At 70.7% G+C, this 25240-nt stretch carries 24 protein-coding genes; 8 read left to right on the top strand and 16 right to left on the bottom strand.

Translation table 11 applies throughout. From position 1 onward, the window contains the following. Window positions 1–28: 28 nt before the first annotated feature. The 5 genes from ACIBAE_RS04190 to ACIBAE_RS04170 all read right to left on the bottom strand — a co-directional run bounded on the left by ACIBAE_RS04190 (window position 29) and on the right by ACIBAE_RS04170 (window position 5922). The gene (locus ACIBAE_RS04190; protein WP_399282248.1) at window positions 29–2620 is read right to left on the bottom strand and encodes a HelD family protein; all 2592 of its coding nucleotides are present in this window, start codon (window positions 2618–2620) and stop codon (window positions 29–31) included. 62 nt (window positions 2621–2682) lie between these two features. After that, entirely contained in the window at window positions 2683–3600 is a 918-nt protein-coding gene (locus ACIBAE_RS04185) for a zf-HC2 domain-containing protein (protein ID WP_399282247.1), read from the bottom strand. Next, window positions 3597–4142: a sigma-70 family RNA polymerase sigma factor gene (locus tag ACIBAE_RS04180; protein WP_399282246.1), complete on the bottom strand. Its 546-nt coding sequence runs from the start codon at window positions 4140–4142 to the stop codon at window positions 3597–3599. Before ACIBAE_RS04180 ends, ACIBAE_RS04185 begins: the two co-directional genes overlap by 4 nt. A gap of 142 nt (window positions 4143–4284) precedes the next feature. Continuing rightward, the gene (locus ACIBAE_RS04175) at window positions 4285–4830 is read right to left on the bottom strand and encodes a GNAT family N-acetyltransferase (RefSeq protein WP_399282245.1); all 546 of its coding nucleotides are present in this window, start codon (window positions 4828–4830) and stop codon (window positions 4285–4287) included. 213 nt (window positions 4831–5043) lie between these two features. After that, window positions 5044–5922, bottom strand: a complete 879-nt coding sequence (locus ACIBAE_RS04170; protein ID WP_399282244.1) for an MBL fold metallo-hydrolase — start codon at window positions 5920–5922, stop codon at window positions 5044–5046. Window positions 5923–6427: 505 nt separating this feature from the next. On the opposite strand from ACIBAE_RS04170, the gene ACIBAE_RS04165 reads away from it, so the two are divergent. Beyond that, entirely contained in the window at window positions 6428–7384 is a 957-nt protein-coding gene (locus tag ACIBAE_RS04165; RefSeq protein WP_399282243.1) for a hypothetical protein, read from the top strand. Window positions 7385–7564: 180 nt separating this feature from the next. Here the strand turns inward: ACIBAE_RS04165 and ACIBAE_RS04160 are convergent, their stop codons facing one another. The 4 genes from ACIBAE_RS04160 to ACIBAE_RS04145 form a co-directional block, all read right to left on the bottom strand. Next, complete coding sequence (locus ACIBAE_RS04160; RefSeq protein WP_399282242.1) at window positions 7565–9847, bottom strand: serine/threonine-protein kinase; 2283 nt, start codon at window positions 9845–9847, stop codon at window positions 7565–7567. A 364-nt stretch (window positions 9848–10211) separates the two neighbouring features. Beyond that, window positions 10212–10652 (bottom strand): hypothetical protein, encoded by a 441-nt coding sequence (locus ACIBAE_RS04155; protein WP_399282241.1) that lies wholly within the window; start codon window positions 10650–10652, stop codon window positions 10212–10214. Window positions 10653–10943: 291 nt separating this feature from the next. Then, window positions 10944–11141 (bottom strand): DUF397 domain-containing protein, encoded by a 198-nt coding sequence (locus ACIBAE_RS04150; protein ID WP_399282240.1) that lies wholly within the window; start codon window positions 11139–11141, stop codon window positions 10944–10946. Window positions 11142–11152: 11 nt separating this feature from the next. Beyond that, on the bottom strand, window positions 11153–12007 hold the full coding sequence (locus tag ACIBAE_RS04145) for a helix-turn-helix domain-containing protein (RefSeq protein ID WP_399282239.1): 855 nt from the start codon (window positions 12005–12007) through the stop codon (window positions 11153–11155). Window positions 12008–12252: 245 nt separating this feature from the next. On the opposite strand from ACIBAE_RS04145, the gene ACIBAE_RS04140 reads away from it, so the two are divergent. The 3 genes from ACIBAE_RS04140 to ACIBAE_RS04130 all read left to right on the top strand — a co-directional run bounded on the left by ACIBAE_RS04140 (window position 12253) and on the right by ACIBAE_RS04130 (window position 13968). Beyond that, window positions 12253–12714: an ATP-binding protein gene (locus ACIBAE_RS04140; RefSeq protein ID WP_399282237.1), complete on the top strand. Its 462-nt coding sequence runs from the start codon at window positions 12253–12255 to the stop codon at window positions 12712–12714. Further along, window positions 12714–12980, top strand: coding sequence for a hypothetical protein (locus ACIBAE_RS04135; RefSeq protein WP_399282236.1), 267 nt, complete (start codon window positions 12714–12716; stop codon window positions 12978–12980). Before ACIBAE_RS04140 ends, ACIBAE_RS04135 begins: the two co-directional genes overlap by 1 nt. An 88-nt stretch (window positions 12981–13068) precedes the next feature. Next, complete coding sequence (locus tag ACIBAE_RS04130; RefSeq protein ID WP_399282235.1) at window positions 13069–13968, top strand: aminoglycoside phosphotransferase family protein; 900 nt, start codon at window positions 13069–13071, stop codon at window positions 13966–13968. A 183-nt stretch (window positions 13969–14151) separates the two neighbouring features. Here ACIBAE_RS04130 and ACIBAE_RS04125 read toward each other — a convergent pair whose 3' ends face one another. Both ACIBAE_RS04125 and ACIBAE_RS04120 read right to left on the bottom strand, forming a co-directional pair. Continuing rightward, window positions 14152–15054, bottom strand: a complete 903-nt coding sequence (locus tag ACIBAE_RS04125) for a phosphotransferase family protein (RefSeq protein ID WP_399282566.1) — start codon at window positions 15052–15054, stop codon at window positions 14152–14154. Between the two features lie 251 nt (window positions 15055–15305). Then, window positions 15306–16025 (bottom strand): alpha/beta hydrolase, encoded by a 720-nt coding sequence (locus tag ACIBAE_RS04120; protein WP_399282234.1) that lies wholly within the window; start codon window positions 16023–16025, stop codon window positions 15306–15308. Between the two features lie 280 nt (window positions 16026–16305). Between ACIBAE_RS04120 and ACIBAE_RS04115 the strand changes: the two genes are divergently transcribed. Continuing rightward, window positions 16306–16455: a hypothetical protein gene (locus ACIBAE_RS04115; RefSeq protein WP_399282233.1), complete on the top strand. Its 150-nt coding sequence runs from the start codon at window positions 16306–16308 to the stop codon at window positions 16453–16455. Window positions 16456–16832: 377 nt separating this feature from the next. On the opposite strand, the gene ACIBAE_RS04110 is transcribed toward ACIBAE_RS04115, so the two are convergent. Together ACIBAE_RS04110 and ACIBAE_RS04105 are read right to left on the bottom strand one after the other, a co-directional pair. Next, window positions 16833–17306 carry a DUF1772 domain-containing protein gene (locus tag ACIBAE_RS04110; protein ID WP_399282232.1) on the bottom strand — a complete coding sequence of 158 codons (474 nt, stop codon included), beginning with the start codon at window positions 17304–17306 and terminating at the stop codon, window positions 16833–16835. Window positions 17307–17642: 336 nt separating this feature from the next. Further along, the gene (locus tag ACIBAE_RS04105) at window positions 17643–18509 is read right to left on the bottom strand and encodes an oxidoreductase (protein ID WP_399282231.1); all 867 of its coding nucleotides are present in this window, start codon (window positions 18507–18509) and stop codon (window positions 17643–17645) included. A gap of 302 nt (window positions 18510–18811) precedes the next feature. Between ACIBAE_RS04105 and ACIBAE_RS04100 the strand changes: the two genes are divergently transcribed. Together ACIBAE_RS04100 and ACIBAE_RS04095 are read left to right on the top strand one after the other, a co-directional pair. After that, window positions 18812–19552, top strand: a complete 741-nt coding sequence (locus ACIBAE_RS04100; protein WP_399282230.1) for an SDR family oxidoreductase — start codon at window positions 18812–18814, stop codon at window positions 19550–19552. Window positions 19553–19809: 257 nt separating this feature from the next. After that, complete coding sequence (locus ACIBAE_RS04095) at window positions 19810–20766, top strand: bile acid:sodium symporter (RefSeq protein ID WP_399282565.1); 957 nt, start codon at window positions 19810–19812, stop codon at window positions 20764–20766. Window positions 20767–20804: 38 nt separating this feature from the next. Here ACIBAE_RS04095 and ACIBAE_RS04090 read toward each other — a convergent pair whose 3' ends face one another. Then, complete coding sequence (locus ACIBAE_RS04090; protein ID WP_399282229.1) at window positions 20805–21422, bottom strand: hypothetical protein; 618 nt, start codon at window positions 21420–21422, stop codon at window positions 20805–20807. A gap of 318 nt (window positions 21423–21740) precedes the next feature. On the opposite strand from ACIBAE_RS04090, the gene ACIBAE_RS04085 reads away from it, so the two are divergent. Beyond that, window positions 21741–23162 carry a ParB/Srx family N-terminal domain-containing protein gene (locus ACIBAE_RS04085; protein WP_399282228.1) on the top strand — a complete coding sequence of 474 codons (1422 nt, stop codon included), beginning with the start codon at window positions 21741–21743 and terminating at the stop codon, window positions 23160–23162. A gap of 230 nt (window positions 23163–23392) precedes the next feature. On the opposite strand, the gene ACIBAE_RS04080 is transcribed toward ACIBAE_RS04085, so the two are convergent. Further along, window positions 23393–24376, bottom strand: coding sequence for a GNAT family N-acetyltransferase (locus ACIBAE_RS04080; RefSeq protein ID WP_399282227.1), 984 nt, complete (start codon window positions 24374–24376; stop codon window positions 23393–23395). Between the two features lie 150 nt (window positions 24377–24526). Next, window positions 24527–25210: an ABC transporter ATP-binding protein gene (locus ACIBAE_RS04075; RefSeq protein WP_399282226.1), complete on the bottom strand. Its 684-nt coding sequence runs from the start codon at window positions 25208–25210 to the stop codon at window positions 24527–24529. Window positions 25211–25240 lie beyond the last annotated feature (30 nt).

The raw sequence follows: 25240 nt of genomic DNA, 5'->3' as shown, positions 1-25240 counted from the left end.
AGTTGACAGGGGATCAATCCCGAGGGGATCAATCCCGCAGGAGGTCCGGCACCCCCGCCGCGTCCGGCTCGTCACGCGCCGCCGAGACGACCGTGAGCTGCTGCGTCGCCCGCGTCAGCGCCACGTACAGCACCCGCAGTCCGGCCGGCGACTCGTCCGCGATCTCCGCCGGGGAGACCACCACCGTCGCGTCGTACTCCAGGCCCTTGGCCTCCAGGCTGCCCAGCGCCACCACCCGTTCGCCGAGTCCGGCCAGCCAGCCCGCCGCCTGCTCGCGCCGGTGCATCGCCACGACGACGCCGACCGTGCCGTCCACCCGGTCCAGCAGGCGCTGCGCCTCCGCCCGTACGGTCGCGGGCAGATCCCCGTCCCGCACGACGCTGAAGCGCGGCTCCACCCCGGTCGAGCGGACCGCCCTCGGGGACTCCATCCCGGGCATGGCCAGCGCGAGGACCTTCGCGGCCAGCTCGGCGATCTCCGCCGGGTTGCGATAGTTCACGGTCAGGGTGAAGCGGCGGCGCGGGCGGGTGCCCAGCGCCTCGTCACGGGCCTCCCCGGCCTCGTCCGGGTCCGACCAGGACGACTGCGCCGCGTCACCGACGACCGTCCAGGTGGCCTGCCGGCCACGGCGGCCGACCATCCGCCACTGCATGGGCGTCAGGTCCTGCGCCTCGTCGACGATGACGTGCGCGTACTCGGTGCGCTCGGCCGCGAGCCGTTCGGCCCGCTCCCGCTGCGACTCCTCGCGCTGCGGCATCAGCTCCTCCAGACCGGTGAGCTGGTCCAGCGGGTCGTACTCGCGCCGCTTCCTGGGGCGCGGCGGCGAGCCGAGCAGGGTCTCCAGCTCGTCGAGGAGTGCCACGTCGTGCACGGACAGCGGGCCCTTGCCGTCGGGGCCGAGGCGCTTGAGCGACCGGGCCAGGCGCCGGGTCTCGCCCTGGTTGAGGATGCGGCGGGACCAGCGGCCGAGGCGCCGCTCGTCGGCCATCGCGGCGAGCACCCCGCGCGGGGTCAGCTCGGGCCACCAGGCGTCCAGGAAGTGGATGAAGCTGTCTTCGGTGGTGATGTCGTCGTCGAAGCCGCCGCGCAGCTCGGCGGCGAGCTCGGCGTCGCCCTTGGCGGCGTACTCACCGGCGCGGGCGGCTGCGCCGGACTTCGACCAGAGGGCGTCCAGCAGGAGTCTTCGGGCCCGGGGCCGCAGCAGATTGACGGGGGCGGTACCGCTGAGGACGGACTGCCGGATGCGGTTCAGCTCGTCGGCCTCCAGCTCCAGCCTGCGGCCGAAGGCGACGACGCGGAGCCGGTTGGTGGGTACGGCCCTGCCGGGCGCCCCCTCGTGACCGCCGGGGTTCTCCTCGTGACCGCCGGGGTTCTCCTCGTGACTGCCGGGGAGCTCCTCGTGACTGCCGGGGAGCTCCTCGTGGCCGCCGGTGTTCTCGGCGTGGCCGCCGGTGTTCTCGGCGTCGTCGAGAGGCAGCTGAGCGGCGGCCTGGGCGCCGGCCCTCTCCCCCTGCCGGCGCCGGGAGCGCGTCCTGCCGGGCCCCGTGTCCCCTTCCAGCGCCCCCCTGGCGGCCTTGCGCAGCACGGCGAGCATCCGCGCCGAGCCCTTGACGCGCGCGACGGCCGGTTCGTCGTACGCCGTGGCCTCCGCACCGTCCACCAGCGACCCGACCGCGCGGATCGCGACCTGCCCCTCCTCGCCCAGCGAGGGCAGCACGCCCTCGGTGTACGCGACGAGCAGCGGGGTCGGCGAGACGACCAGGATGCCGCCCGCGTACCGCCGCCGGTCCTGGTAGAGCAGGTAGGCGGCGCGGTGCAGCGCGACGGCGGTCTTGCCGGTGCCGGGGCCGCCCGCCACCTCGGTGACGGAGGCGGCCGGAGCCCGGATGACCAGGTCCTGTTCCGCCTGGATGGAGGAAACGATGTCCCTCATGGTGTGACTGCGGGCCTGGCCGAGCGCGGCCATCAGCGCGCCGTCCCCGATGACGGGCAGCGCCTCGCCGTCCAGCGACGCGGTCAGCTCCGGGCGCATCAGGTCGTCCTCGACGCCGAGGACCTTGCGGCCCTTGGAGCGGATGACCCGGCGGCGTACCACCCGGCCCGGGTCGACCGGGGTGGCGCGGTAGAAGGGCGCGGCGGCGGGCGCGCGCCAGTCGATGACCAGCGGCGAGTAGTCGGAGTCCAGGACCCCGATCCGGCCGATGTGCAGCGTCTCGGCGATGTCGGCGGTGTGGTCGCTCCTGATGGCGTCGGCGGCCGGTTCGACCGACGTGAACGCGCCGTCCGGGCCCTTTTTGCCGTCCTCGCCCGGCAGCAGATCGATCCGTCCGAAGAGGAAGTCCTCGAATTCGTTGTTGAGACGGTTGAGGTGGATCCCCGCCCGGAAGACCTGGGCATCCCGCTCGGCGAGGGCGCCGGGCGTGCCGACCTGTCCCCGTTTGGCGGCGTCGTTCATCAGGAACTCCGCCTCGTCGATCTTCTCCTCAAGGCGGCGGTACACCTGGTCCAGATGGTGCTGCTCGACGCCGATCTCGCGGTCGCGAACGGAGTCGTGCCCCGTGTCGCGTACCGGATCGACAGCGGGTCCAGCGGTTTCAACAGCGGCATCCTGCGCGGCCACCGAGGCCCCCTTCATGACGTGCGTTGGGCAGCCGTCAACCGTACGCGAAGGGGACGGTTATGTCAGGCTCCGACCTCCACCAATCGCTTTCCGTCGAACGTGCGTACCTCAAAGTGATCGATGTCGCCGCTGTCCAGGGCCGTGCCGCCGTGGATGTAGAGCGGGCTCGTGGCGGCCTCGTACGGGCTGCCGGGAATGCCGTATCCCCAGGCCGGTACGGCCCAGGAGGTGACGACGTCCTCCTCGCCGGTCCGGGAGACGGCGATCAGGCGGCACTTGAGCGGGCCCCTGACGTTCGTGAGCCGCAGGACGGTGTCCGTCCCCCAGCCCTTGGGGTCCAGGCCGATGGTCGCCGAGACCTGAGTGGTGGCGTCGGTGGCGTGCACCTTCTCCTTCATCCGGCTGAGGAAGGCTTCGTCACTCACCCTGCCGCCGCCGGTGTCTTCCGAGGAGGCGACGATGGCGATCAGAGGCCCGCCGACGATCAGCGCCACGGCGGCCGCGATCGCGTACACGCGGCGCCGCTTGCGCCGGCCGCGCTGGACAGCGACCTCGCCGACCAGCCGGTCGAGCAGCGCGGCGCCGGGCGGGGCGGGCGGCGCGGGGGGGCCGGGGGTGCGGGGGGCGCCGGGGTGGTCCGCGCCGTCCGGGCCGTCCGGGCCGTCCGCGAGCAGGGCGAGCATCGGCTCCATCCCGGTGAATTCGTCCAGATGCGCGGCGCAGACCGCGCACCCGGCCAGGTGCTCTTCGAAGGCGGTGGCTTCGGGGTCGTCCAGGATGCCGAGCGCGTACGCGCCGACGGCGTCGTGCGCGTCGCTCCGGCGGTTCCCGACACCGAGGTCACCACGATCACCGCCAGCACCGCCAGCACCGCGAGCACCGCCAGCACTACGGGCGCCGCGATCACTGAGGTCACTGCGGTCACTGCGGTCGCCGTCGTCGCTTGCGTCGCCCGTTCCGTACCGCTCGTGCGTAGTCATGCCGAGACCCCCCTCTCCTCCAGCGCGAGCTTCATGGCGCGCAGGGCGTAGAAGACCCGCGACCGCACGGTCCCGCTGGGCACTCCGAGCGTCCTGGCCGCCTCATTGACCGTGCGCCCCTTGAAATACGTTTCCACCAGCACATCCCGGTGGGCCGGGGTCAGGTCGTCGAGCGCGTCGGAGAGCGTCATCAGCCACAGCGCCTTGTCGATCTCGTCCGCCGCGGGCATGACCTCCAGCGGCGCGGGGTCGACCTCCTGCGGCCGGGCCTGCCGACTGCGGTGGCCGTCGATGACGATACGGCGGGCGACGGTCACCAGCCAGGGCCGGACGGATCCGCTCGCCCGGTGGAGCTGACCGGCGTTCTTCCAGGCGCGGATGAGCGTCTCCTGTACGACGTCCTCGGCCCGCTGCCGGTCGCCCGCGACGAGCCGCAGTACGTATCCGAGCAGCGGTTTGGCGTGTTCCCGGTAGAGGGCGCGCATCAGCTCCTCCTCGGGTACGGAGAGGTTGGCGTCGGCCACGGCCGCATCCTCGCGCACCTGAACCTCCCGGTCGAGCCTCGGCTGCTGCTTCTCACCCCTCTACTACGGAGGAACGCGGGAAGGGACTCAACGACCGCGAAAACATTCACGATCCATGACGCACGCCACGGGCACCACGGCCACCACAGCCTCTACGCCTCTACGGCGCGGCGTTCGGCGGTCCGTCGTGCAGGATGCGCTGGAACAGCCGGTGGTCGCGCCACTCGCCGTCGATGTGGAGATAGCGCGGCGCGGTGCCGATCAGCTCGAAGCGGCATGCGCGCAGCACTCCCTGCGAGGCGGTGTTCGCGAGCACCGTACCGGCCTCGACCCGGTGCAGTCCCAGCTCCTCGCGGGCCGCCCGGCAGACCTCCTCGACCGCGCGCGTGGCAAGGCCGCGCCGCGTGTACTCGGCATCGACCCAGTAGCCGAGGTTCGCGCTGCGGAAGGGGCCGAGGGCGATATTGGACAGGGTCGCCGCACCGACGACGCGCGGGCCGTCGGCGGGTGTCGGGTCGACGAGGAGCCAGCGCCGGGCGGATGGATCGGCGAGCAGGTTGGCCTGGGCGCGCGCCGTGAAGAAGTCGGCGGGCCGGTGCGGCGACCAGGGGCGCAGGTGGGCACGGTTACGGACGAGTGCCTCGGCGACGCGCTCGGCGTCGTCCGGAGTGGCGGGCCTGAGACGGATCGAGGAGTCGTTGATCATTTTCGTACGGTACCCAGCGGATCCGGAACGATCCGGTCACGCCCGTGGCTTCGTTCAGCACGCCATGGTCCGTGGGTCCGTGCTCATCCGCGAACCCGCGAACCCGCGACCAGGCGGGGCTTCACCCACGGTGCCCAGGGGGTACGGAAGGCGACGGCTCGGCCCGCCGGTGTTCTGTCCGGCCCGGCAGGCGGCCCACCGGGCCGGTACCGGTCACCGGTACTGGAGGAAATCGAAGGCGATCATCTCGGCGTTGGACCGGGTCGCCACCTCGAATCCGTACGTGCCGCCGTAGGTGGGGCGGAGTCGTGCGGTGGCGGCCTCGCCGACCGCGGCGAGGTAATCCGCGAGCCACGCGGTGTGTGAGCCCCGCTCCGGCCGCGCGAAGTCGGCGCGGGGAATCTTGGCGATCTCCTCCACGCAGGCTTGCTTCAGTTCGGCGATGAACGCGAGCTGGAATTCGATGTCGGCACGGGAGCCGACGTTTCCGTGGCCACCGCAGAAGAAGTCCCAGTCGAATTGGGTCACTTCCCGGAGATTGTCCTCGGTGAACAGGAAGCGTTCGTTCGCCGCGAAGCGCCAGAAGGGCGGCTCGTCCGGATTCACCAGGTCGGGCGAGTGAAGGATGCGCTCCTCCGGCAGCAGCCACGCGGCGTGATCCTCTGTGTGAGCCGCCCATTCGAAGCCGTACAGCTCGACGTGGAGCCCCTCGTAGGTGAAGGAGCCACGCGGCCAGTCGACGACCTGATTCGGGCGGGGAAGGACACTGCGGGCAGCGTCGAGCTTGGCCGCCGTCTTCGCGCTCGCGATGATCCGGATGTCGGCGTCGTGCTCGACGAACCGCGCGGCGTCTCCGATGTGGTCCACGTGGAAGTGGCTGTAGAGAATGGCTTTGATCGGTTTGTCGGTGATCGTCTCCACGGCCGCGACGATCCTGTCGTAGCAGTTGTCGAGCGGATCGAGGACGAAGACCGAGTCCGGCCCCACGTAGATCAACGTGGTGTAGTTCCGGGCGGAGAACCACCACACGCGTTCGGTCAGGCGCTGGAGGACGTAGGGCTGCTCGATGTTTCTGCGGAAGATGTGATCCACCTTCGCTCCGACGCGAAGCGGGTGAGTGGACGATGGCTCGACGTACTCGGCCGTTGTCCCGGTGGGCGCGATCTCGGGGATCCCGTTCATAAACCCTCCGCCGTTCTCTCGGAGCAAGTCGGCAGAAATATCCTCGCACGCTTTAAATCGATGCGCCGGTCGGGCGGATGGAGGCGTACGAGGGGTGCCACCAGTTCTCTGCCCTGAGCTTCACTCCGCGACATGACCGCAGGTCGCACCGGATGCCGGAAAACCGGTCACCGGTGGTCCCGCACCAGGTGCCGGAAAACCGGACGCCGGTGGGCGCGCACGCCCCATAAACAACGAGGGAAAGAACTCCCCCTCCCCCGTCTCTGACCCAACTGGTCACCCCATCGGGTGACTTGGGTGCATATGCCGTCGGACAGGGGTTACGCTCAGCGACAACAACCACAAACGTGAATGGCCCCCGCCGGTGCAGCAACACCGTCGAGGGCCTGACCAACCAGGAAGAAGCACCTTCCCTATGGCTGAGACCAACTTTAACGCGCCCCCGTCCGGCGTCCTCCACGTCCGGACGCGTCACACCGAGAACTTCACGGTGCTTTCGAACCGTCTCGTACAGCGCCCGGGCCGCGCGGCCACCATCGGCATCGCCGCGTACATCCTGTCGCTGCCGGACGGCGCCCCGGTCCGCGTCAGCGTCCTGACCAAGCGCTTCGACGAGGGGCGTGACCGTATCGCCGCCGCGCTCAACGAGCTGGAGGCGGAAGGCTGGTTGGACCGCCGCGTCGAACGCGGCCCCAGCGGCCGGATCATCACCCGCACCCTGGTGTACGACCTCCCGGGCGCCACCCCCGACGCCCGCCCCGAACCGGCGCCGGAACCCCGTCCCGCCCCGGAGCCGAGCCTCGAACCGAGCCCGCAGCCGCACCCCGGATCGAGCCCCGCCCCGGAACAGCCTCTGACAGCGACAGCGACCGCGACGGAGCCCCCGGCATCCACCGCCCCGACGCCCGAATCGGCGCCGGAGCAGACGGCCGCCGCCATCGGCGTACTGGCCTCCCTCCGCGCACACGACGCCCGCCTGGCCCTCACCCGGCGCGACCAGACACGTCTCGCGCCGCTGGTCAGCGGGTGGCTGTCAGAGGGCTCGTCCCCCCAGGACGTGGCCAGGACGCTCGCCGAGGATCTCCCCGCCGGCCGCCTCCGCAGCGTCGCCGGCCTGCTGACCTACCGCCTCACCCATCTCGCCCCACCCACCGCCAACCGGGCCGCCGTCCCGTTCCAGGAATGCCCGAAGTGCGACCGCCCCTTCCGCGCGAAACACCCAGGTGAATGCCGCGAGTGCCGCGAAGCCCCCACACCCGCGCCGGGCGGCTGGTGGGCGCAACGGCTCGGCGAGCGGCGAAGCGCGAAAACGGTGGGATCGTTCGCCGACCAGGTCGGCATCCGCCCCGGCCAGGTCACCAGCCGTAGCTGAGGCGGGAAACCCGTTCGGGAGCAAGCTACGACGGAGTCGGTCTCCCTCGGTCTGCGCCCTCGGCGTCCTACGGTCTCCGTCCTCGGCCCCGCCATGCGTTCGGTTCGTGGGATCTCCACCGGACGGGCCGCTGAGGTGTCCGCACGGCGAGGACGGCGGCCGGTCTCCGGCACCGCCGGATCAGCCCGACTTCGGGGGGTTCTGCGTGTCGAAGGCGAAGAGAGTGTTCTTGTCCGCGGCCACGATCACCGCACGCCCCGCGACGGTCACGCGCGGGCTCGCGCCCTGCTCGCCCGTCAAACCGTCGGCCTGCGGATCTGTCGTCCACAGGGGCTTGCCGTCGGACGGCGACAGCGCGACCACCCGGCCGGTGGCCGAGCTGAAATACAGCGCGCCGGCCCCCGTCACGGGTCCCGACGCGCCCTCCACGCCCGTCTGCCGCGACCACTTCCTCCGGCCGGTCGCGGGGTCGAGCGCCGTGACGAGACCGGCCTGCCCGCTCACGTAGACGATGCCGTCCGCCATGCCGGGCGTCCCCGCGTACGTCCGTGACAGCCGGGAGTACGTGACCTTCCCCGAAGCCGGGTCGAACCGCGCCACCCCGTCGTAGCCGACCAGCGCCGTTCCCTCCATGTGCACCTGAAGGAGTACGAGCCTGCCATCGGCCACGCCCATGGGCACGGCGGGCCCCTTGACCGTGACGGGGCTGCCCAGCGTCCCCGAGTCGCGGCCGAGCGTGTGCAGGGCGGGGTGGCGCACCTCCAAGGCGTTCATCTCCTCGTCCGTCGCGCACATCGCGTAGAGCCGTGCGCCCACCGGAACGGGGGCACACCGCGTGCCCGCCGGGAACGGCGTCTTCCAGGCCACCTTGCCGCTGTGCGCGTCCCGGGCCTCGAAGCGGGAGTTGGAGGCGTCGACCGTCACGACGGTGGAGCCGACCACCACGGCGTCCTGGGTCCGACCCGTGACGGCATGCGACTGCGCGCCGGACGCCACGGACCACAGCTCCCGGCCCTTGTCCGCGTCGATCGCCACCACCTCGGCGGCGGGGCCCTGCGGGGCGTCCTGATCGGCGAAGCGGTAGCCGAGCACCGTGTCGTCGGTCGCGCCCACCAGGTGCATGCCCTGGACGGGGACGCCCGGACTCTTCTCCGTCCACACCCGCGAGCCGTCCGAGGCCCTGATCCGGGTCGCCACGACTCCGCCGCCCCCGCAGAACACCGCGTCGCCGCGCGCGATGCAACGCACTTCGTCGGGGATGTCCTCGCGGCCACCGGGCACGGTCTCGTGCCACGGCGTGAAACCGGCCGGAAGTACGGCACCCGGCGCCGCGACGCTGTTGCCCTTGTCGCCGCCGCTGTTCCCCTCGGAGCCGTCGGCCATCATCACGGCGGCTCCCCCGCCGATCGCCGCCACCGCGACCGCGACCGTGAGCACCGGACGCCATCGGCGACGCCGACGGCGCCCGACGACGGTGTCGGTGTTCCCCGTGGCGGGACCGGCCGGGGCGATGGTCGGGGCAGTGGTCGGGCCAGTGGTCGGGGTGGTCGGCGCCGGGGTGGCCCGCGTCGCGTGGGCGCGCCGGGTGATCACGTCGCGGGTGCGGCCCGCACCGGCCCCGTTCGCCTCGGCCCCGTTCGCCTCGGCCCCGCCGAGGTCGGCCGGCAGATCCCGTAGCCGTACGAGGAGTTCGTCCGCCGAGGGGCGTCCCTCGGCCTCCTTGTCCAGGCACGACTCGACGACCGCGCGCAAAGCCCCCGGCACGGCATCCAGCGACGGCTCCTCGTGCACCACCTGATAAGCCGTCATATAGGGGCTGTCCGCGTCGAAGGGCCCGTGGCCCGTCGCCGCGAACACCAGCAGCGTCCCCAGCGAGAAGACATCGGACCGCGGCCCCACACCGCGCGGCTCCTGAAACTGCTCCGGCGACATGAAGGGCGGCGTACCGATGACCCGCCCGGTCATCGTCAGCGTCTGCTGGTCCACGGCGCGCGAAATGCCGAAGTCGATGACGCGCGGGCCCTCGGGCGAGAGCACGACGTTCGAGGGCTTCAGGTCACGGTGGACGACGCCCACCCGGTGGATGTCACGCAGCGCCTCCGCCAGACCGATGGCGAGCCTCCTCAACTCCGCCCCGTCCAGAGGGCCTTTCGTCGCGATGCGCTGGGCGAGCGTGTCCCCCTCGATATAGGTCGTCGCCATCCACGGCTGCTCGGCCTCAGGGGCGGCGTCGACCACGGCGGCGGTGAACGCGCCGCTCACGCGCCTCGCCGCAGCCACCTCCTGCCGGAAACGGATGCGGAACTCGTCGTCCCCCGCGAACTGCTGGTGGATCAGTTTGATCGCGACAGGCCGCCCCGAACTCGTACGGGCCAGAAAGACCGTGCCCATGCCACCCGAGCCGAGCCGCGCCTCAAGCGGATAACCGCCGATCTCGGCTGGATCACCTCCGCGCAGCGACACTCTTCCCGACCTCCCGTCCCCCGTGCACCTCTGGCACCACGGGCCCACGTACCTGTCCCGCACACAAACTAGTCGCAGGGCATTACGGCAGAGCGAAGCGGGTGACGAACAGGGGGCCCGGTTTCGCGTGAATGGCCATCGTGAATGGGCATATTGACGAGCGCCATCACTCCGCGATTCGGTCGGCGGGGTGAAGGTCACACCGTGTCGCACCAGGGCGAGCAGCAGCATCCCCCCGGCGAGGAGGGCGACTCGGACACAGGCGACGCCGACGTTCGCCACCCTCACATAAGTCGCGGCGAACGGGGCGTACGGAGGCGGGCGCGATCACCGGACCCCGCGAGCCGCCGTCGCCCACGGTCCGTCATCCAGGGTCCCGGACATCGGGTCCAGCGGGTGAGGGTGTCGGGGTGGGCGCGGCAGCGCAAGGCGAGGTCGGCAGGAGGGGAAGCAGGGATTCCCTGGCCACCCGGAAGACGAAGAAGGGGCGTACGGTCCACTCGATCCACCGGCCCCGGTAGCTGAGGGAGAACCCACAGGGCTCGCCTCGGTGCAGCGTGGCGATGGCCCCGACGCACCCAGCGCCGTCGACCCAACTCAGCGCGCGGTGGCGCTCCATGGGTGCGAGGGTGGAGTCGAGCGCACGAACAGCGGTGCGGATGCCGCGAACGGCATCGGCCGGGCTGGCCACGGGGCGCCGCGACACGTTCACGATCCCGTCGGCGTCCATCGAGCGGTACGTGACCTGCTCGCACCAGTAAGCACGCGAGACGTGGGGCATGGGCGTGATTGCCGGGCTGGGCATGGGTGGACCTCCTGGCACGGGGCAAGTTGGCCCCCACCTGCGCCGGCATGAGGAGCGACAGGCGGGGGCCAACCCTTCAGTTCTCACCCAACCGCATCAAAAGTAGGGAGAGTTGCCGCGGCTCAGGACGGATCCCTGCCGAGGAATCCCTCAGGAGCGGCGACGTACAGCGACGGTAGCGTTGCAGTGAGTCGCCTGGCAAGTGTGCACCGGAGCATGAATGCCCGAGAAAGCGAGAGAGCCCCTCGCCCGAGTGGACGAGGGGCTCTTTATCGCAGTTGCGGAGGCCGACTAGCCGACGAAGTGGTCGAATTCGCCCGCCTTCACGCCCGCAATGAAGGCCGCAAACTTAATTCGGGTCGTAGTAGTAACTACGTTCGGGTCATCACTCTCGCGCATCAGGACCGCGCCGTCATGCTCGGCGATCTCGACGCACTGGGGGCCTTCGCCAGAAAACGACGACTTCTGCCAGGTGATTTCCGTGCTCATGCCTGTATCTCTCACAGTTCTCGCGCGATGTGATGGATGAAGCTGCGCGACTCAGCAGGCTCCAGAGAAGCCTGCTCGGCAAAGTCGAGCAACGTTCGATTCCTCTCCAGTTCGGCGGCGGCATCCAAGAAGAGGCCACTGGAGCGGTTGTCAATGTAGACGGTATCGAGCTGCGGGACGACGCCGGCCGCGTACGTCACCGTTTGAGTGAGGTCAATGAAATCCTCGTTGCTGAATGGAATGATCCGAAGCATGATCTCCGGATGTTCCGACATCTCGATGAGGTGTTCAAGTTGACCGCACGCGATCTTACGCCCGCCGATACGCATGCGGAGCGCAGCCTCATGGACAATTACCTCCAACTCCGGAGGCTTCTCACGGTCGAAAATCCCCCGCCGCCTCATGCGATGTTCGACCCGCGCTTCGACCTCATTGGCAGGCAGTTTCGGAAGAACGCTGTCAAACAACGCCCGGGCACTGTCCTCCGTCTGCAAAACGCCAGGAAGGGTGACCGGTTGTAGATATCGCAGGTAAATCGCATGGTGCTCAAGCTCAGCTATGTCCAGGAAGCCGGGATCGAGCACGCCCCGGTACTCGTCCCACCAGTACTGACCGCGATGCTCACGCGCAATCGCACACAGAGATTCGATCAGTTTGGCGTCATCACAAGAATAGAAGACCGCCAGCTTGCGAATCCGCTCCTCACTGATGCCGATGCGACCCGCCTCGATGTGGCTGATCCTGGCTTGATCTGTCGAGATCAGACCAGCGGCTTCACGGGCCATCCGGCCCGCTCGTTCGCGCAGCTTCCGCAGCTCTACGCCAAGGCGTACCTGGCGTGCGGTCGGGTTGTCCCGTGGCGGCATGTCACCTTCCCCTGTCTGCACACAGTGTCGCGCGCGACGGTGTCACGGGTCCACTTGCTATCACTCGATCGTGTTCCACTATTGAACCGGTACATCTATTACCGCTACGTTCCTGGCAGCACCGCGCCGCACGTACTAGACCGAAGTGCAGCCGCTCGGGGGCGCCTTGAGGCGTGCCTGCCAGGGGCGGCCATTGCCACGCATGGCGGGCAGCGCGTACCAGACCACGATGGAAGAGGGACGGCATGACCTCTGTAAGCGCCTTGGCCACCCCCGTACCGCCCGCCGAACCGTCCTCGTCGATACGCGAGAACTACCGGCTCGTCGTGCCCAACTCCCCCTCCGCACACCGGATCGCGCGGGACTTCGTCACCTCGCTCCTGCTGGTCACCGACCACCCCGCCCTCGCCGACGACGCCCGCCTCTGCGTCACCGAGACCGTCACCAACTCCCACCGCCACACACGCAGTCGACTGATCCGGCTCGACGTGACCGTGGCACCCCGGCTCGTGACGGTCCACGTACGCGACGACCAACCCTTCGCCCTCCCCCTCCCCGGCGCCCTCGCGGGCGAACTCACCAGCGGCCGGGGCCTGCTCATGATCGACAGCCTCGCCGCGCACTGGGGCTGGACCATCTACGGCGGGCTCTCCCCCACCTCCAAAGCCGTCTGGTTCACCCTCACGGAGAACGAGGAGACCGGGTGATGGACCCCGTAACCGACCGTGGCCTCTGGGGCTTCGTCGTCATCGCCCTCACCCTCATCGTCCTGGCCGTGGGACTCCTCTACGCGCACATGACCGCCACGGAAGCCGCCGCCGAGGGCTCCGACGACGAACCCCGTATCCCGCCGGACGCCGAGGCGGGCTACTCGTACACCTGCTACTGCTACCGCGACCCGATCCGCGTCACCATCGCCGCCCCGGGCACCCGACGCAGACACGCCCGCGCGGGCCGACACCGCATCCACTGAACGGTGGCTCTGCTCCACCAACCGCGAGCCCCGCCGGGCGGCGAAAGACGTTTGACGCCCGTTGGCGACCGATGGTCGGATGCCGCCCATGAGCACAGGGCAGATGCATCCCGGTATGCATCCCATTGACGAATGCCTTGTACGGCGTTTGATTGCCGGGCAGTTCCCTCGATGGGCGGGGCTGGCGGTGGAGCGGTGGCCGTCCGGTGGCACGGTCAATGCCATGTACCGGCTGGGCGATGACATGGTCGTGAGGCTGCCGCTGGTGCAGGGCGGGACTACGGACCTGTCGATCGAACAGGAGTGGCTGCCCCGTCTCGCGCCTCACCTGCCCACGCGCATTCCCGAGGTGCTCGGGGCCGGAGAGCCGGCTCAGGGGTATCCGTGGCCGTGGTCGGTCTACCGGTGGCTGACCGGGGAACATCCCGAAGCGGGGGCACTGCGGGAGCCTGTGCCGCTGGCCCAGGATCTGGCCGCATTCGTGGCGGCGATGCGCAGCGTCACGCTACCGGCTGCGCCGAAGGCGCACCGGGGCGGACCCGTCGCCTCGCTCGACGCGGAGACCCAGGCCGCGATCAAGGAACTGCGGGGAATTCCGCAGGAGGACGTCGACTGCGATGCCGTGGCCGCCGTGTGGGAGGAGGCGCTGCGGGCCCCGGGCTGGGACGGGCCGCCGGTGTGGCTGCACGCCGATCTGATGCCGGGCAACTTGCTGGTCGACGGCGGCAGACTGGCCTCGGTGATCGACTTCGGGTGCGCGGGGACGGGCGATCCGGCCTGCGATCTGTTCCCGGCGTGGAATCTGCTGCCGGCCGACGCACGAGAGGTCTTCCGTGAGGCGCTGGCCGTGGACGACTCGACCTGGATCCGTGGTCGGGGCCGAACGCTCTCGCAGGCGCTGATCGCGCTGCCGTACTACCGGAGGACGAACCCCGCGATGGCACACAACGCCCGGCATGTGATTCAGGCGGTGCTGGACGAAGGCTGACGGGTGCCACCGCGTGTCGGGGGTCGTACTGGTCACGCACTGGTCACTTTTACACGTTGAGCACCGGTGGGCAGGGACGGCTGGAGCAGTCCGGCCTCGGCTACGTGGCTTTGCCGCACCCGCGCCCCGGACCGCCGTGTCCGCGCCCCGGACCGCCGCGCCCGCGCCCCGGACCGCCTTGGCTCAGCCCAGCGCGTCCATGAGGGCGGTCACGTAGGCATCCAGCCGCTCCTCCACGGCTCGCGTCGTCAGCTCTGTCCTCCCTGCCTCCCGCCATGGCCGCGCCACCAACCGCACTTCCTCTGAAAACGCCAGCCCGTCCCGCACCTGCCAGTACAGCCGCTCGCTCGCCGCCGCTGCCAGCACCCCGCCGGCCTCCTCGTACGCCTCAGCGAACCGCAGACCCCACACCGGGCCGTGCAGCAGCGCGAGATTGGTGGAGCAGTGCGCGACATCGAGGTCCGCCGGGCCCCAGGAGGTCGCTGCCCAGTCGACGACGCCGGTGATCCGGGGACCTGCCGGCCTAGAAGTCAGCACGTCGAACAGCACGTTGCCGGGGTGGAAGTCCCGGTGCAGGAATCGCCCTTCATAGGGCGGCGCGGGCCGGCGGATCACGTCGATCGCCGCGGCCCATGCCGCCGGGTCGGCGCCCTTCGGAGTCACGACGGTGTCGGCGGTCGTCCACGCCACATACTCCCGGGGCCGCTCGGCGGGTCGGAACGCGTGGATCGCCACGAGTTGACGGGCCAGCAGAGGGACGCGCGTCTCCAATCCCTCATCGTCGAGGACCGTCCGGCCCGCCAGATGTGTCATCAGGAGCGATGGATACTCGCAATGCGCGGCGGTCGGATCAACCGCGACCAGTCCAGGAGCCGGCACGGCGGTCCCCGTGAGCAGGGTCAGGGCGCCGGCCTCCCTGTTCAGCCCGTCCTCGGCGTGCACCATGTCGACGAAGGTCCGCAGCACCAGGTCGCGGGTGCCTCCGTCCCGCCTGCCGATGGTCAGCCGCCGCATTTCGGCGGTGGTGCCGCCGTGCAGCGCCTCGGTTCTGACGATCCGTTCGCCGGGCTCCAGGTGCCGGCTCACCCAGGCCAGTGTCAACGGTCGGACAGCCACCGCATCATCGTGGTTGGTCACCGCGCCACCCCATCATCCGGACGACGGCACGCGCAAAAGCTTTCCGCTGGAACAGTTCATGGCTTCGGGCACCGTGGGCCCCTGCCAGGTCGGCAGGGGCCCACGGTGTGGAGAGCGGAGGAGAGCCGGGACCTGTCCTCGACAAGCAGCGTCCCTGGCCGGCACCGCTTACCGTCCGGAGGCGGCCTGACGGCCCGGCCTCACCTCAGGTTCCGGTCGTAGAACCGGCCCCCGTCCTCCAACTCGAACCACGGGGTGCCGACGTGCCCGCCCAGATTGGCGTGCAGCGTCTTCTCCTTGGTGCCGAAGGCGTCGAAGAGGTCCAGGGCCCGCTGCCGGGGGTTCCCTTCGTCGTCCCACTGCAGCAGGAACAGCAGCGGAATGGTGACCTGCCGGGCCTCCTCGCGCTGGGCGCGGGGCACGTAACCCCCGGCGAAGAAACCGGCGGCCGCGATGCGCGGCTCGACCACCGCCAGCCGGATGCCGACAGCGGTCCACCCCGAGTACCCGACCGGGCCGCCGATCTCGGGCAGCGAAAGGAGGGCGTCGAGGGTGGTCCGCCATTCCGGGACCGCCTTGTCGACCAGGGGGCCGATGAAGGACTCGAAGATCTCATCAACCGGCTCGCCTGCCCGCATCGCCCGGCGGAGGTCGGTGCGGGCCTGCTCGTCGGCGGCGGAACGGGGCCGGTCACCGCACCCGGGGGCGTCGATGGCGGCCACCGCGTAGCCGTACGCCGCGTAGTGCCGGGCCCGGGCCACCAGCCGGGCTTCCCCCTTGGGCAGGCCGTTGTTGTGGGCCATCAGGATCAGCGGAGCCGGTGCGGATCCAGGCGTCCACAGGGTGCCGGGGATCTCGCCGAGGGTGAATTCGCGTTCGAGGACGCCGTCGTCGAGGCGCTGTTCGGAAGTGAATCGCATGGTCGTGCCTTTCGGGAGTGCTCTGGAACGGCGCTCCCGGACGACCTATCGCCCGACCATGACCCCGGAGGGGAGCACCCATGTCGATACTGCGTTCACGGGTACCACCTCCTCGTTCTCTCCCACGGCCTCCGGAAACGTAGCAGTGGTCGCCGGGGTCCGCCAAGCGGAATTCTTGCGCGGGCTTCCGCAGCCGAATGCCACGGAGTCGGAACACTTACGGAGAGCTACTTCGGGCCTCCGGCTTCCCGGTTTCAGCTTCAAGTCCCCGGGCTACGGGGTGGGACAGGAACCGGACCTGCTGCTGCCCGCCCTCACAGCGGCCAAGCTGGTCGGACCTCTCGCGGAACACGGTGGAGAGGACTTCGAGGAGCGGATCGTGCGGGCGATCACCGGCTTCCTCTCCCTCCCAGAACTCGAACTGCCATGAGCGGCGGGCCTGTCCGGCGGATCATGGCGGAGACGGCGAGTAAGGGCTGCCCCGCAGGAAGCGGGCCTGTTCCCATTCCAGAGCCATGCGGGCAGCGTAGTGTCGGCCCCGCCCGTGGGTGCCTCGTACGGTCGCAATCAGGTCAAGACCAGCCTTTGAGCCGATCACCGATCACCAGGGAGACGTCACCGCTGCTGTCGGCTTCCGTGTGGGCGGCGGCGACCGTGGGGGCGGCGACCGGCTCTCCCGTACCGGTCCACCGGCCCCGGCCGCCGCCCGCCGCGCACCCCACCCACCGCGCGCCCCCACCGGCGCGGAGCCCCGCGGAGCCGCACGCCGACAGGGGACACGAGCACCGCTGAGGTGCTTCGGGTGCGTCAGGAGACCGCGAGGGCTACGCAGAGCGCGACGAGAGCGACGGTCTGGAGGCCGACGCGGAGGTTGATGACACCGTCCCAAGTGGACTGCAGAGAGCGTGCGTCGGGCGCGGTGCGGCCCTCCTGCGCGGCGGACGTGAGCTGTTTGTTCACCGGCACGCTCACCTTGTTGTACACAGCCAGCCAGGCGATCAGAGCGAGCACGGCGACGGCTGCGGCGACCGCGCCCGCCGTGCGGCCGTCGATGGCGGCGAACACCACGGTGAGCACCGAGGCGACCAGACCGATGATGCCGGGAGTGGACATCCGTCTGTCCCCGAAGCGGTGAACTTGGCCCATCGCGCTGGTGAGTACGGCGTCGTCCACCTGGGCGAGGGCGGACCGCAGAACGACGGCACAGAACACGTCCGTGCCGTAGATGACGGCGTTGGCGAGGATCGCTACCACTGCCAGGGTTTGTATGAGCGCGTGCATCAGAACCTACCCTTCGTCAATTCTCTCGCTCCGCGCGTCCGTGCTGGTGAATCGCGACAGCCGGCGGGCTTCGAGACCTCTGGAGCCTTCTGGAAATGGGCAGTTGGCGACGCTAGCACTCTCGCCTCGGCCGATTCCAGCTTCTTCGGACAGTGCCCTGTGTGATCGTCCGGAGGGCCGGAGGGTGGGACGTCCGGGTGGTCCCGGTTCCTGGCGCGCGGGGCTACGGAAGGACATACGGCCCGATCCGTCGGCCGTGCTCGACACCGTGGGCGTGCGCGCCGACGGCTGGGCCCGCACACGGCGTCGAGCCGCTGTCGTACCGCTGTCGAGCCGCTACCGGCCGATCGAGTCCAACTCGGCGATCGCGTCGACCGGCAGGGTCAGACTCGCGGCGGCGAGGTTCTCGCGGAGGTGGGCGACGGACGAGGTGCCGGGGATGAGGACGGTCGTGGTCGAGCGCTGCAGCAGCCAGGCCAGCGCGACCTGCTGCGCCGAGGCGCCCAGGCGGGCGGCCACGGCGCTCAGCGTCCCGGACTGGAGCGGGCTGAACCCGCCGAGTGGGAAGAACGCGGCGAAGGCGATGTTCTCGGCCTCGCAGCGTTCGACGAGCGCGTCGTCCTGCCGGTTGGCGAGATTGTAGAGATTCTGCACGGTGACGACCGGCGCGATGCCCTGGGCCTCGGTGAGCTGCGTCAACGAGGCCGCACTGAGGCCGAGATGGCGGATCAGGCCCTCCTTCCGCAGCTCGGCCAGGGCGCCGAACTGATCGGCGAGGGACTCGTCGTTGGTGCCGTCCGGTGTGCCGACGCGCAGATTGACGACGTCGAGAGCGTCCAGACCGAGGCGCTGGAGGTTCTCGTGGACCTGGGCCTTGAGGTCGTCAGGATCCAGGGCCGGGCCCCAGCTGCCGTCCGCGCCACGGCGCGCGCCGACCTTGGTGACGATATGCAGATCGGCGGGGTAGGGGTGCAGGGCTTCCCTGATCAGCTCGTTGACGACGGCGGGGCCGTAGAAGTCGGCGGTGTCGATGTGGGTGACGCCCAGCTCGACGGCCTCGCGCAGGACCGCGAGGGCCTGGTCGCGGTCCTTGGGGGGCCCGAGGACGCCGGGCCCGGCCAGCTGCATGGCGCCGTAGCCCATGCGGCTGATGGTGAGGTCGCCCGCGAGCGTGAGGGAGCCGCCGGGAAGAGCGTGAGACATTTCGCGCCTTTCGTTGCCTTCATCCATCGACAGGTCATTTTCTACCTTCGCGGACAAGCTGACACGACTGCGACGCTGCGGCATGTCCGCCGCCCCCGCCACCCCGCTGACGGCACGTATGGTCCCGTCTCCTGTGCTCCGGTGTGCTCCGGTGTGCTCCGGTGTGCTCCGGGTCATCAGGACGTGGGAGCGGCTCGGCGGGCTGGGACCACCGGCGGACCCGCCGTTGTGGCCGGGCCATGACGCCGTTAAGACTGTGCCGAACGCATGATCCTTTCGTCAGCCGTCGCAGGAGGCAGCACATGTCACGTCCGGTCACCGTCGTCACGGGCGGCAGTCGGGGAATCGGCGCGGCGACATGCGTCCGCCTGGCACGGGACGGGCATGACCTCGCCCTGGGGTACGTCAGCAACAGTGCGGCCGCCGAGGAGACCGCGACGGCCGTACGCGCGGCGGGGGCGCGCTGCGTCGTCGTGCGGGTGGACACCACCGACGAGGCCGACGTGGAGCGGCTGTTCGACACCGCCACGGCCGAACTCGGTCCGGTGACCGGGCTGGTCAACAACGCGGGGGTGACCGGGCCGCTCGGCAGGCTCGCCGATGCCCGTACCGAGGATCTGCGACGGGTGCTGGAGGTGAACCTCCTGGGCTACCTGCTGTGCTGCCGCCGCGCCGCCCGGGACATGACGGCTCTCGGCTCGGGTGCCATCGTCAACATCTCCTCCGCCGCCGCGACCCTCGGCAGCCCCGGCGAATACGTCCACTACGCCGCGACCAAGGCCGCCACCGATGCCCTGACCGTCGGCCTGTCCAAGGAACTCGGCCCGGACGGTATCAGGGTCAACGCGGTCGCGCCCGGCATCATCAACACCGACATCCACGCGGCGATGGGCGAGCCCGACCGCCCGGCCACGACGGCTGCGGGGACCCCCCTCGGTCGGCCCGGCGAGCCCTCCGAGATCGCCGGCGCCATCTCCTGGCTCCTCTCCGCCGACGCCTCGTTCACCACCGGCACGGTCGTGAGGATCTCCGGCGGCCGCTGACGTATCCCTTTCTCGGACTGACGCACCTCTGTCTCGCGCGGCGGCTGTCTCGCGCGGCGACCCGCGCCGCCGTCCCGGCCCGGCCGGGGTGCGACCAGCCCCGGCCCGTGCTGCGACCGGACCCGGGCCGGTTGCCCGGCACCGGTCCTGGCCTGTGAGGATGGCTGGGGCGAGAGACGGCCGCCGGCCGGAGAGCCCCCGTACATCGAGGAGCGGTAAGGGTGTCGCAGCAGGGACCGCAGGGCCTGGTCGAGCGCATGGAACATCACCAGGTCGCCGTCTACCTCGCCGCACTGGCCGCCGGCGCGCTGCTCGGCTGGGCCGCCCCCGGGGCGGGGCCTGGCCTGGAACACGCCATCAATCCCGTGCTCGGCGCGCTGCTGTTCGTCACGTTCCTCCAGGTGCCCGCCGCCGAGCTGGTCCGCTCGCTGCGCGGCGGGCGGTTCCTGGCAGCCTCGCTGGTGGTGAACTTCCTGGTGGTGCCGCTGGTGGTCGCCGCGATGTTCACGCTCCTCCCCGCCGACCAGGCCGTGCGCCTCGGGGTGCTGCTGGTGCTGCTGTGCCCATGCGTGGACTATGTGATCGTCTTCAGCGGACTGGCCGGTGGCGACAGCCGCCGCCTGCTCGCCGCCACGCCCGTCCTGCTGGTCATGCAGATGCTCCTGCTTCCGCTGTTCCTCTACCTGTTCATGGGGCCCGAGCTGGCCGACATCGTCCAGGTCGGCCCGTTCCTCAAGGCCTTCGCCTTCCTGATCGTCATCCCGCTCGCGCTGGCCTGGACCGTTCAGGCGTGGGCGGGGCGCCGCCCGGCCGGGCGGAAGGTGTCCGACGGCGCGACGACCACGATGGTGCCGCTGATGGCCGCCACCCTGCTCGTGGTCGTCGCCTCCCAGGTCCCCAAGCTCGGCGACAGCCTCGGCGACGTCGGCGCCGTCATCCCCTTCTACGTCGTCTTCCTGCTCGTGATGGCGTTCGCGGGCCGCGCGGTGGCCCGGCTGTTCCGCCTGGACGTGCCCGCGGGCCGGGCGGTCGTCTTCACCGGCGCGACCCGCAACTCCCTCGTCGTCCTGCCCCTGGCCCTGGCGCTGCCCGACGACCTGGCGGTGGCCGCGGTCGTCGTGGTCACCCAGACCCTGGTCGAGGTCCTCGGCATGGTCACCTACGTACGCCTGGTCCCCCGCCTGCTGCCCGACCGCCCGGCCGCCACCGGCTGACTCCGGGCGGGCACGGCCAGGCCCGGACGTGGCCGGTCTCAGCCCTCCCCGGCGACCTCCACGGGTGTCCGGTCGTCCGTCTCCGGATCGTCAAAGGCCGTCGGATCGTCGGGAAGAACGGGCAGCCCGGGCGGGCGCCGGGGGTCGTAGTGCGCACGGGCGAAACCGTCCCCGGCCCTGTGGACGACGTCCGGTTCCGCAGGGGCGGCCCACACGCTCAGGAAGTGTTCCTCCACGACGGCGTCCTCCGTCCCGGCCTCACCGTGGTCCCGGCCGCGAGCCCGCACCCGGACCCGGTACCAGCCCGGGCCGGCCATCGCGAAGTTCCCCGCCTCGTCCATCACGTCACCGCCCCACGCCGTCAGCCACAGCGCACCGCTGCTGCTGTAGAGGCTCACGTCCACAGCCGTCTCCCACTCCTCGTCCGGCGGAGGGGGCACGTCCGGGAGCTGTTCCGTGGTCAGCCGTATCGCCCCGGTGTGGGTACCCGCGTAGACGGTGAGGTGCTCCGGCCCGCCCGCCGCGAGGCTGTTCCCCTCGAAAATCCTGGAGACGGTGTCGGTGTCGTCGTAGACGTCGAGGAACTCGTCTCCCTGGAGGTAGTACTGGCGGTACGAGACCGGCATGTCGTCCGAGCTCCATCGTGTGTAGCGCATACGGCGATCATCCCCCGGGCGCCACACCACCGACCCACGGGGGAAGGGGAGTTGAGCGCTCCGTCCGTCGGCGCGGGCTGTCCGGCCCGGCCGACCGGGCGGCGGGGTACGGAGCCGGCGGCACCGGCGTTCACAGGGCCGTAACTCCCCCGTCGGACAGCGGCCACCGGGCGGGCGGGAAGGGGTGAATGGATATGCGCGATCCCCTCGCGCCGCACGTCGGGCGCGGGTCGGTCGGCTCGACACCGGGCGGGCCGACACCGGGCGGCCCCACACCCGCCGGCTCACCTCTCACCGGCCCAACACCTGGAGACCCGTATGACCGGCTCAGTCCGCCCGCAGCCTCAGTCGCACACGGAAGACGTCCGGGCCGACAGGGGCCTGGGCGGCGCGGTGCGCGGCCTGGCGGCCGGTCTGGCCGTAGGCGCTCTCACGCTGGGCAGTGTCCTCGCGGGCGGTGGTACCGCCACCGCCACCACGCCGAACTGCTCGGGGACCACCGGCGCGGCGCTCTGCGCGAAGGCCGACGACCTCCTCGATGTGACGCTGGACCAGCTGCGGCCGACCCAGCCCTCCGTCGGCTTCGACCAGATCTACTACAAGCTCGGCCGGTACGGCAGCGACAAGGACGAGCTGGCCGGCGACGTCAACAAGCGCTTCGACGACTGGTGCGAGACGAACGGCCAGAAGGAGGCCGACAAGGTCGAGTCCGGCGCGAAGCTGACCGACCCGTCGAGCTTCACCTGCACGGTCAAGGTCGGCGAGGAGACCGACAAGACGCGCTCCGCCATGAAGACGGTCGTCATCGGCCCCGGTGGGCAGCTGTACCTCACCGACGGGCACCACAGCCTGACGTCCTTCCTGGAGACGCCCGACGGCGGCCCGAAGACGCACATCCGGCTGCGCGTCACCGCCAACCTGAGCAACCTGTCGACGGCCGACTTCTGGAAGACCATGCAGGACCGCAAGTGGGTCTGGCTGCGCGACGAGAACAACAAGCCGATCACCACCGACCAGCTGCCCCAGCGCCTCGGTCTGGCCGGCTTCCACGACGACCGCTACCGCAGCCTCGTCTACTTCACGCGCGACATCGGCTACACCGCCCCGGCCGACGCGGCGGAGTACCTGGAGTTCCTGTGGGGCACCTGGCTGCGCGAGCGCGTGGACCTGGACGCGTACGACCTGAACGACTCCGCGTCGTACCTGTCCGCCGTCCGCGCCGCCTCCGAGGCCATGACCGCCGTGTCCGGCACGACCGTCATCGCCGACGGCCGCACCGCCGACGAGCTGGGCCGGATGGCCGAGTGGAACGGCGGAAAGAAGGCGACCGGCGGCGAGTTCGGCAAGCTGAGCGCTCCGATCACCGACAAGAAGCCCGGCAAGCTCGCCTTCGCGCTGGACTTCCGCGCCAAGGTCGCGGTCGCGCCCGCCTGCACGAAGACCATGACCGGCAAGCACGTCGGCCCGCTGGTCGTCTCCTCCGGCATCACCTGCCTGGACGGCACCCAGGTGACCGGCCCCATCGTGGTCAACGCGGGCGCGAGCCTGGTGGCGAAGAGCGCCGACATCACCGGCCCCGTGCAGGCCGTCGGCGCGCACACCGTGCAGCTGTGCGGCACCACGCTCACGGGTCCGCTCTCGGTGGTGAACACGAAGCAGCGGCTGACCCTGTCGGGCCCCGGCTGCACCCCGAACACCATCAACGGCCCGGTCCAGCTCGTCGGCAACCCGGCGGCCTGAGCGAACCGGCAGAGCAAACGGGCGGAGCGAACCGGCGGCTGCGACCGGCCGCCTGAGCCCGTCGCCTGAACCGGTCACCTGAGCCGGTCGGCTGAGCCCGTCGGCTGAGCCCGTCGTGTGTCCCGCCCGAGCTTCGGGCGGGACACACGTCTCGCCCCGCGCCGCCCGGCCGCCCCGCTCGCCCCGGCCCTGCCCCGCGTAGCTCCGGCCAACAGCCACAGCCCCCGGCGTCAGAGCTTGACCTGGAAGATCCCGGCCGGGCGCTCCCGCCGGTAGCCGAGTCCTTCGTTCACGGCCAGCATCGACGCGTTGTCGTGGGCGACGGTCGTGCTGATCTCCCTCACCCCCGGGTGCGACGCGTGCAGTGCGCCGAGCAGATGGCGCTTGACGGCGTGTCCCAGGCCACGCCCCCGGTAGGCCCTGACGACCAGCGTGTCGTTCTGGAGCGCGCGCGTGTCCGAGGGGTCGCGCAGGACGACCTCCGTATAGGCGGCGACGGAGTCGCCGTCCGTGGTGTCGAGCACCGCCGAGGTGAGGAGGACCCCGCCCCGGTCCTCGATGAGCCGGGCCACGGCACGGACTCTCTCCGCGTCCCAGCGCGGTGCCCGCTCGTCCAGATCGCCCCTCGGCGCTTCGTCCATCGCGTCGTGGGCACGGGCCAGCGTGTCGGCCAGCTCGTCGGGTACGACACCCGACCAGCCGGCGTAACGGAGGCCCTCGGGCAGCGAGGGCAGGGGGATCTCGTCGAGCGCCTGCGGGACCCGCTGGACGTACCAGCCGAGCGGGAGCACCTGGGTGAAGCCGAGGCCGTCGGCGAAGGCCTCGCCCGCGCCGCCTGTTTCGAGCACGGTGGAGACCGACGTACGTCCGTCGGCGATGAGCTCCGCGCGTATCGCGGCCCACAATTCCGCGCCCACCCCGTGCCGCCGGGCGCGCGGATGCACCACCAGGGCGTCGAGGAAGGCCGTGTGCCGGTTGCTCTCGCCGCTGAACAGGAGCACCGAGGCGACGCCCGCGTACGAGCCGTCGGGCGCCGCCACCGCCAGATGAACGTTTCGCCCGGCCACCGAGGGCACCCGCAGCCTGCCCGCCGTCGCCGCCGCGCCGGGCTCGGGCACCGAGGCCGGCAGATCGAGGACATGCGCCGCCGTGACCACCGCGTGCCAGGCGTCTGTCTCGGTGTCCGAGGGCGGGCTTCCCAACGTGATCAGCATGAACCGAACCTACGCGTAAGGAGACGGTACCGCCCCCGAGTTACCGGACTCCTGACGGCCCGACAGGTCAGGCCACGGGCCGCTTGGGCACCCCAGGCGCCACAAGGGCTTCCTGAGGGCACAAGCACCCCGTGGCCGGGCGGATACGCCTCAGGCGGCCGCGTTCTCGGTGACCGTGACCCGCCCCTTGCGGATCGTGGCGACCCGCGGGGCGCGGCGGGCGATCGAGCTGTCGTGGGTCACCATGACGAAGGTCAGGCCGTGCTCCTTCCAGAGCCCCTCCAGCAGTTCCATGATCTCGTCGCGCATCGACTCGTCGAGGTTCCCCGTCGGCTCATCGGCGAGCAGCACCTTCGGCTGCTTGACGAGCGCGCGGGCGATGGCCACGCGCTGCTGCTGACCGCCGGACAGCTCGCCCGGCACATGGCCGAGCCGCTCGCCGAGCCCGACCGAGTCCAGCGCCTGAGCCGCCCGTTCCCGCCGGGCCGCACCACCGAGACCGAGGGGGACGAGCGCCGTCTCGACGTTCTCCTGCGCGGTCAGCGTGGGGATGAGGTTGAAGCTCTGGAAGACGAAGCCGATGGACTCCGCCCGTACCTTGGTGAGCCGGGCCTCGGGCAGCGAGGCGAGGTCGACGCCGTCCAGTTCGATACGGCCCTGGGTCGGCCGGTCGAGGCCGCCGAGCATCTGGAGAAGGGTGGACTTGCCGCCGCCGGTGGGCCCCTGGATGACGAGCCGGCCGCCGTCCTCGATGGTCAGATCGACCCCGTCCAGGGCGTTCACGGTCTTCTTGCCGCGCTGGTAGCGCTTGGTGACGCCGGTGAGCTGATACATGGTGCGACTCCTGCTGTACGGATGAGGGGT

This window comes from Streptomyces sp. NPDC051569 (assembly GCF_044454085.1).
Classification (GTDB): Bacteria; Actinomycetota; Actinomycetes; order Streptomycetales; family Streptomycetaceae; genus Streptomyces.
This window is presented reverse-complemented; position numbering and strand designations above follow the sequence as displayed.

What these genes read in the sequence shown, in the direction of transcription:
- ACIBAE_RS04080 (WP_399282227.1), bottom strand. Translation starts at nt 24,376, where the DNA reads ATGCTGATCACGTTGGGAAGCCCGCCCTCGGACACCGAGACAGACGCC.
- ACIBAE_RS04155 (WP_399282241.1), bottom strand. Translation starts at nt 10,652, where the DNA reads ATGCCCAGCCCGGCAATCACGCCCATGCCCCACGTCTCGCGTGCTTAC.
- ACIBAE_RS04185 (WP_399282247.1), bottom strand. Translation starts at nt 3,600, where the DNA reads ATGACTACGCACGAGCGGTACGGAACGGGCGACGCAAGCGACGACGGC.
- ACIBAE_RS04145 (WP_399282239.1), bottom strand. Translation starts at nt 12,007, where the DNA reads ATGCCGCCACGGGACAACCCGACCGCACGCCAGGTACGCCTTGGCGTA.
- ACIBAE_RS04075 (WP_399282226.1), bottom strand. Translation starts at nt 25,210, where the DNA reads ATGTATCAGCTCACCGGCGTCACCAAGCGCTACCAGCGCGGCAAGAAG.
- ACIBAE_RS04135 (WP_399282236.1), top strand. Translation starts at nt 12,714, where the DNA reads ATGGACCCCGTAACCGACCGTGGCCTCTGGGGCTTCGTCGTCATCGCC.
- ACIBAE_RS04110 (WP_399282232.1), bottom strand. Translation starts at nt 17,306, where the DNA reads ATGCACGCGCTCATACAAACCCTGGCAGTGGTAGCGATCCTCGCCAAC.
- ACIBAE_RS04090 (WP_399282229.1), bottom strand. Translation starts at nt 21,422, where the DNA reads ATGCGCTACACACGATGGAGCTCGGACGACATGCCGGTCTCGTACCGC.
- ACIBAE_RS04175 (WP_399282245.1), bottom strand. Translation starts at nt 4,830, where the DNA reads ATGATCAACGACTCCTCGATCCGTCTCAGGCCCGCCACTCCGGACGAC.
- ACIBAE_RS04085 (WP_399282228.1), top strand. Translation starts at nt 21,741, where the DNA reads ATGACCGGCTCAGTCCGCCCGCAGCCTCAGTCGCACACGGAAGACGTC.
- ACIBAE_RS04165 (WP_399282243.1), top strand. Translation starts at nt 6,428, where the DNA reads ATGGCTGAGACCAACTTTAACGCGCCCCCGTCCGGCGTCCTCCACGTC.
- ACIBAE_RS04105 (WP_399282231.1), bottom strand. Translation starts at nt 18,509, where the DNA reads ATGTCTCACGCTCTTCCCGGCGGCTCCCTCACGCTCGCGGGCGACCTC.
- ACIBAE_RS04140 (WP_399282237.1), top strand. Translation starts at nt 12,253, where the DNA reads ATGACCTCTGTAAGCGCCTTGGCCACCCCCGTACCGCCCGCCGAACCG.
- ACIBAE_RS04100 (WP_399282230.1), top strand. Translation starts at nt 18,812, where the DNA reads ATGTCACGTCCGGTCACCGTCGTCACGGGCGGCAGTCGGGGAATCGGC.
- ACIBAE_RS04120 (WP_399282234.1), bottom strand. Translation starts at nt 16,025, where the DNA reads ATGCGATTCACTTCCGAACAGCGCCTCGACGACGGCGTCCTCGAACGC.
- ACIBAE_RS04130 (WP_399282235.1), top strand. Translation starts at nt 13,069, where the DNA reads ATGAGCACAGGGCAGATGCATCCCGGTATGCATCCCATTGACGAATGC.
- ACIBAE_RS04095 (WP_399282565.1), top strand. Translation starts at nt 19,810, where the DNA reads ATGGAACATCACCAGGTCGCCGTCTACCTCGCCGCACTGGCCGCCGGC.
- ACIBAE_RS04150 (WP_399282240.1), bottom strand. Translation starts at nt 11,141, where the DNA reads ATGAGCACGGAAATCACCTGGCAGAAGTCGTCGTTTTCTGGCGAAGGC.